Annotated in this window: 4 protein-coding genes and 1 pseudogene; 2 read left to right on the forward strand and 3 right to left on the reverse strand. The window is 73.6% G+C overall.

The features are described 5' to 3' along the window. A pseudogene (locus tag ACFV4N_RS38575) lies at positions 1-229 on the reverse strand (EamA/RhaT family transporter); the annotation flags it as partial. Between the two features lie 116 nt (positions 230-345). On the opposite strand from ACFV4N_RS38575, the gene ACFV4N_RS38580 reads away from it, so the two are divergent. Next, positions 346-1,317, forward strand: coding sequence for a LysR family transcriptional regulator (locus tag ACFV4N_RS38580; protein ID WP_499677630.1), 972 nt, complete (start codon positions 346-348; stop codon positions 1,315-1,317). A gap of 7 nt (positions 1,318-1,324) precedes the next feature. Here the strand turns inward: ACFV4N_RS38580 and ACFV4N_RS38585 are convergent, their stop codons facing one another. Further along, positions 1,325-3,769, reverse strand: a complete 2,445-nt coding sequence (locus ACFV4N_RS38585; protein WP_499677631.1) for an SdrD B-like domain-containing protein — start codon at positions 3,767-3,769, stop codon at positions 1,325-1,327. A gap of 353 nt (positions 3,770-4,122) precedes the next feature. Between ACFV4N_RS38585 and ACFV4N_RS38590 the strand changes: the two genes are divergently transcribed. Then, a complete protein-coding gene (locus ACFV4N_RS38590) occupies positions 4,123-4,725 on the forward strand; it encodes a hypothetical protein (protein ID WP_499677632.1) in 603 nt (200 codons plus the stop codon). Positions 4,726-4,746: 21 nt separating this feature from the next. Here the strand turns inward: ACFV4N_RS38590 and ACFV4N_RS38595 are convergent. After that, positions 4,747-5,855 (reverse strand): right-handed parallel beta-helix repeat-containing protein (locus ACFV4N_RS38595; protein ID WP_499677633.1); only part of this gene is annotated, 1,109 nt, incomplete at its 5' end.

Below are 5,855 nucleotides of genomic sequence, written 5' to 3' on the forward strand. Positions count from 1 at the left end.
ACTGCCCCGCCGTGGGCGCGTCCGGGGGCATCGCCGACCGCCGCCCCGCGCACACACCCAGCCGGGCCACCAGCCCGACCAGCCACCGCCACCGGGCCACCCAGTGGGTGGGGACGCCGGCCGCCACCCCGATCTCGATCAACGCGAAGCTCGACCCCCACAGCGCGGAGAGCGCGATGAAGCCCGGCAACCACCGCGCGGTCTCACCGTGCGCCGCCGGCGTGGTCATGTCGGGTGCCCCCTTCCGGCGGCGCACGTCCCCTCGGACCGCCGCCGGAGGTCATGGTCACCAGTCGGGCACCATGAGTCGAATGAGAATCGCTTGAACCCCCATGAGGACATTTCATGAGCATCGGCATCCCCCAGATCCGGGCGTTCGTCGCCGTGTCGGACGCGGCGAGCTTCTCCGCGGCCGCCGCGCGGCTCGGCATCAGCCAGTCGGCGGTCTCCCACGCGATCGCGTCGCTGGAGCGCGCCACCGGCCGACAGGTGCTGATCAGGGGGAACCCCGTCCGGCCCACCGCGCTCGGCGAACGGCTGCTGGTCCACGCGCGGGTGGTGCTCGCCTCGGTGGCCTCGATGGAGGACCTCGCGCACCACCACGGCAGCGGACCGCGCGGCGACCTCGTGCTGGCGGCGCCGCCCACCGTCTGCCACGGCCTGCTGCCCGGCCTGCTCGACCGCTGGCGCGTGGAGTTCCCGGGCATCTCGATCTCGCTGTTCGAGGGCGACGACGACGAGGTCACCGGCTGGCTGGACGGCGCCAGCGCCGACCTCGCGGTCGTGGTGGACCCGGCCGGCGCGCCCCCGGGCTCGGTGCGGTTGGCCCACGACCGCTTCCACGCGGTCCTCCGCGCCGACCACCCGCTCGCCGAGAGCGACGAGGTCGACGTCGCGGACCTGGAGGACGACCCGTTCCTGCTGTCGCTGGGCGGGTGCGAGCGCCACGTCCAGGAGCTCCAGCGGGCCGGCGGCGCGCGGCTCGACGCGGTCCACCGGGTGCGGCAGCTCGGCACGCTGTTCGCCATGGTCCGGGCCGGAATCGGCGTGTCGGTCGTGCCGGGGCTGGCCGCCGGGATGGAGGGACCCGACCTCGTGCTGGTCCCGCTGGTCCAGCGCGTCAGCCGCGAGCTGGTCCTCACCGGTCCCCGCAACCGGCCCTGGCACCCGGCCACGGGCGCGCTGCTGGCCTCGGTGGAGCAGCGGCGCGCTGAAACCGCGGTGGTCCCCGGTTCGGCCGCCGACGGGCCTTCACCGCGCCGGGCTCCTCACCGCACGTCGCGTGGTGAGGAGCCCGGCGCGGTCACAGCCCGGTGAAAGGCCCTCAGCGCTGCCCGGTTCGGCGCCTCCGGCTCGCGAACGCCAGTGCCGCGCCCGCGCCGAGCACCAGCACGCCGAGGAGCACCACCCACGGCAGGGCGGCGGGGACACCGGTCGAGGCGAGCGAACCCGGCTGCCTGCCGGCCGGCGCCGTCGTGGTCGGAGCCGGGGTCGTCGGCTCCGCGGAGGTCGTCGTCGGCGGCGTCGTGGTCGTCGGCGGCGGGGGGATGTGGACGCCGGCGTCGATGGTGTGGTCGACCTCCCCGGCGTTGGCCGGGGCCGTGACCGGCGCGATCCCGCTGCACAGCGGCCCGGTGGTCGGCGGGACCACGTTGGAGTCGTGCACCCGGTCGTCACCGACCACCGGGAGCGTGAACCGCAGGTCGGTGGCCGGGGGTTGGCCCGGTACGGTGGCGGTGTTCGCGGTGCAGACGTTGAACCGCACCGCGTACTCCGCGCCCGGCGTCAACTCGTGGTCCGCGCCGACGCCGCCGAAGTAGTACTCGCCCGCCGCGTCGGTCCTGGTGGTGGCGACCTGGTTGCCGGAGGCGTCCAGCAGGTCGATCGTCGCGCCCGGCAGCCGCACGTCCGCCGGGTCCTGGACGCCGTTGCGGTCGCCGTCGAACCACACCAGGTTGCCGATCTGGATCGGCGCGTTCGCCGCCTGGTAGGCGATGGCGCCGAGCCCGCCCGCCTTGCCGAACCCGTTCTGGTTCGTGCCGACGAACTCGTAGGCGTTGGCGGACGGGTCGTTGCCGGGTCCCTCGCCCGTCGTGACGTCGTAGTAGCCGGTGCCGCCGGCGGCGACGTTGACGGTCGGGTCCATCTGCGTGCTCACGGCCCACTGCAGCTGCGGGATGTACGCGACCGCGCCCTGCGCGGCTTCCTGGTGCGCCGCGCGCCCCGTGGGGCCCTGCTGGGAGAAGTAGTCGCCCGGGAAGTACTCGACCACGGTGTCCTCCTGGCCGCCGTCGTCCAGGGCGCCCGCGTGGTCGGCGCAGTCCCCGGTGCCCTCCCAGGAGTACCCGCCGCCGGGGTCGGCGCAGGCCATGACGATGTCGCCGCCCGAGAAACCGTTCTGGGGGCTGTCGTTGCCCGGTCGCGGGTCGAGCGCGCCCCAGCCCACCACGTCCATGAACCGGTCGCGGAAGCCGAGGATCAGGGAACCGTCGCGCGCGAAGGCCAGGCTGGCCAGGTGCGGCTGCGGGTCGATCATCGCGCCGCCGCCCACGTCGTGCTCGTCCCACCTCGACAGGTCGGTGTCCCACGGGTTCCAGTGGTTGCCCTGCCCGCCGGGGCCGATCCGACCGGAGAGGACCACGCCGCGCTCGAAGCCGAGGGGCTGGTCCAGCACCGCGGTGAACCGCGTGCCGTCGTAGGTGTAGACCACGGCCCGCAGGTCCGCGCGGTCCTGCGTGCTCTCCGCGCTGCACACGCCACCCACGTGCACGGCGCCGTCGTGCGCGGCGACGGCGAACGGCCGCCAGTCGGTGGACGCGGCGCAACCCGGGTCCGGGATCGGCGTCGTGGCCGCGGGCGCCGCCGCGCTCGTCCCGATGGCGTCGAAGCTGACGAGGGCTCGCGTCAGCAGGTTCACCGCGTACAGCGTGGCACCGTCCTCCGACAGCGCCAGGCCGCCGATGCCCTCCTTGCCGGGCGCGTCGGTGAACCCGGCGTCCTTGATGAGGTTGGCGGTGTCGTGGGGCGTCACCGCGGCGCCCGGCACCTTCGCGAACAGGGTCGGCGCGCCGCCGCCGTCGACCGGCACGGTGTAGATCGCGTCACCGCCCCCCGGCCCGTACAGCGCGTGCCGCCGGGCGAACGCGCCCTGGAACAACCGCCGCCGCTGCTTGTCGTAGGCCAGCCCGAACGTCGTGCCCACCTGGTCCTGGGTGGCCAGCACGGTCGGGCACGCGACGTCGACCGGGCACGTGCCGCGGGTGTCCACGCCGAACGCCACCAGCGCCCGGGTGTCCGTCCCGTTGCCACCGTTCTGGACGGGCACGAAGTATCGGGTGTCCGGCAGCGCGTAGTGGGCCGGGTTCCAGACCCCGGTGATCACCGAGTCGTCCTTGCCGCCCGACACGTCCACGAACGTGGTGAAGCTGTCGAAGTGGTTGGTCGCCGTCGAGGCGGGCGCGGCCCGGAGGTAGCCGTCGTAGGGCTCGGGGATGGTCACGTCGACGCGGTAGTGGCCGCCGTCGAGCGCGGTGGACGGCGGCACCACGACCTTCCCGGTGACGTCCGTGACGCCGCTGACGCGGTGGCCCTCCCGGTCGGACACGTCGACGCGCATGCCCCGCTGCGGCACGTCCATCGTCGTGTTGATCACGCCCGTGCCGAAGAAGTCCCGCAGCACCTGGACGGTCAGCGTGCCGTCCTCGGGCGACGCGCCGGCCGTCCCCGCCGTCGCGCCGGTGAACGCGCTGGTCGCCGATAACAGGACCACCAGCCCCACCGGCGCCGTCCGGCCCCTGCGCGTCCGGGTCGTCCGGCTCATCGCTGTCCCCCTGCGGAAGTAGTCGAGATCTGTTACAGACAACCAGAACGGCAAGTTCGCGTGTGCCATACGATCGGGTGAATCGGGAGCACGAATCCGCGCTGCTGTTAGCATCCCGGCGCGTGCCTAACGTGCGAGCCCGGTCACGTCTCCCACAACATCGACGATCAAGGCGGCGATGGATCATAACCGCCGTGGGCGTCGTGGTCGCCGCAGTAATCGGGGTCGTCGCGTTCGCGGTGGTCGATTCCCGTTCGGGGAGAACCGAATCGCGTGCGCTGACCTCGGACGAGGTGAACCGGTTGGCGATCACGAGGTTCCGCAACTTCGAGGCCGGTGGCCGCGCGGTGACGATCACCGTGCCCACGACCGCCGGCGGCCTGGTCGTCACCGGGTCCGTCGACTACCGAGCCGGGCTCGGTTACGGGGTGGTGCGCGGGACCGGGCGCGACAGCTCCGGTGACGGGCTGATCCAGTGGAACGCCACCACCGTCGTCGTCCACCCCGCGGCGGACGCGCCCGCGGAAGCGCCCGAAGCGCCGCCGGCGTCGGGGTGGCACCGCCGTCCTCTGCGGACGTCCGGCAGCTCGCTGGACAGCGCGCTGCTCATCGCGCTCAACCTGGGCAGCGACCGGCCGGACAACGCCGAACTCCTGCCGCAGAACGGCGCTGCGTGGGTCGGCCGGGACCGGGTGGGGGATCACGCGGTGGACGTCATGTCCGGCCCGGCGGCGCGCGGGAGGCCCGGCACCGCGGGGAACGTGCGCTACTGGATCGACGTGGACGGCACCATGCACCGCGTCCAGGCCGACGTGGACTCCGAGCCGCGGCCGGTGGTCGTCGACTTCGACGCGCGGGAGTACGTCCCGGTCCGCCCGGCGCCCGGGATCACCCCGGAGGGTTAGCCCGGGAGGGTCGGCCGTCGCTCAGGGGATCCGCACCAGTGCGGTCCCGGCGAGCAGAGCCGTTGACGGCAGCGGGATCCCGGCGACGTCCGGCAGTGCGGGCGTCGCCGGCACGGCGGTGGTGGCGGTCGGGGACTGCGGCTGCGCGGGCGGCGCGGCCACCTCGGTGAACGGGATGCCGCGCGGCGGGTCCGGCCACGTCCACGTGCCGGACGGCGACCGGTCGGCGAACGGGCAGGCCGCGGTGGTCGCGAGCCGGTCGGGTGCCGTCGTCGCGAGGTCGTTGCCGCGCAGGCAGTTCCCGTGCCCCGCGGTGGCGGTGGGGAACGACCAGCCGACGTCCACGCCGTTGGCCGCGAAGGCGTTGTCGAGGACCTGGTTGCCGTTCGGCGGGATGTCGGCGGTCGCGGTGATCACCAGGCCCGCGTTGGCGTTGCCCTCGACCCGGTTGCGGACCACCCGGTTGTCGCTGCCGCCGTCGATGCCGATGCCGATGCCCCACCCGCCGTCGGCCTGCTCGGGCGTCGACGCCTGCTGGTTGGCCGCGACCAGGTTGCCGGCGATGGTCGAGCCCTGCTGCGGCAGCAGCTTCTCCTGGTGGTCGGAGTTGGTGGTGAGCCCCACTCGGTTCCCGACGAACCGGTTGCCGACCACGTGCACGTCGCCGCTGGCGTTGGTGCCCTCGTAGCCGACGGCGTTCAACTCGGCGATGTTGTCCCGCACCACGATCCGGCAAGGCTTGCACTGCCCGACGTAGATGCCGGAGTCCGCCGAACCCGACGCGTACGAGTGCTCGATGACGCCGTCCTGCGCGGAGAAGGCGTAGATGCCGTACAGGCCGTTGCGGGTTGCGGTGACGTGGGAGACCAGGAAGGACTCCAGGAAGGTGACCGGCTCGTCGCCGGTGTCGTAGCCGCCGCTGCCCGGCGTGCCGGTGGCGGCTCTGGCCGAACCGGTGACCAGGACGCCGTTCTGCGTGTTGTTCCGCACGGTCAGGTTCTCCACGGCCACACCGGGCGCGGTGACGACGACGCCGTTGGGCTGCCGCGACCTCCCGTCGATGACGACCCCGTCCCGGGACTCGCCGCGGAGCGTCACCCGGGCTTTGTCGACCTTGACCGACTCGTGGT

It is taken from the genome of Actinosynnema sp. NPDC059797, from assembly GCF_042732085.1.
Taxonomy (GTDB): Bacteria; Actinomycetota; Actinomycetes; order Mycobacteriales; family Pseudonocardiaceae; genus Actinosynnema.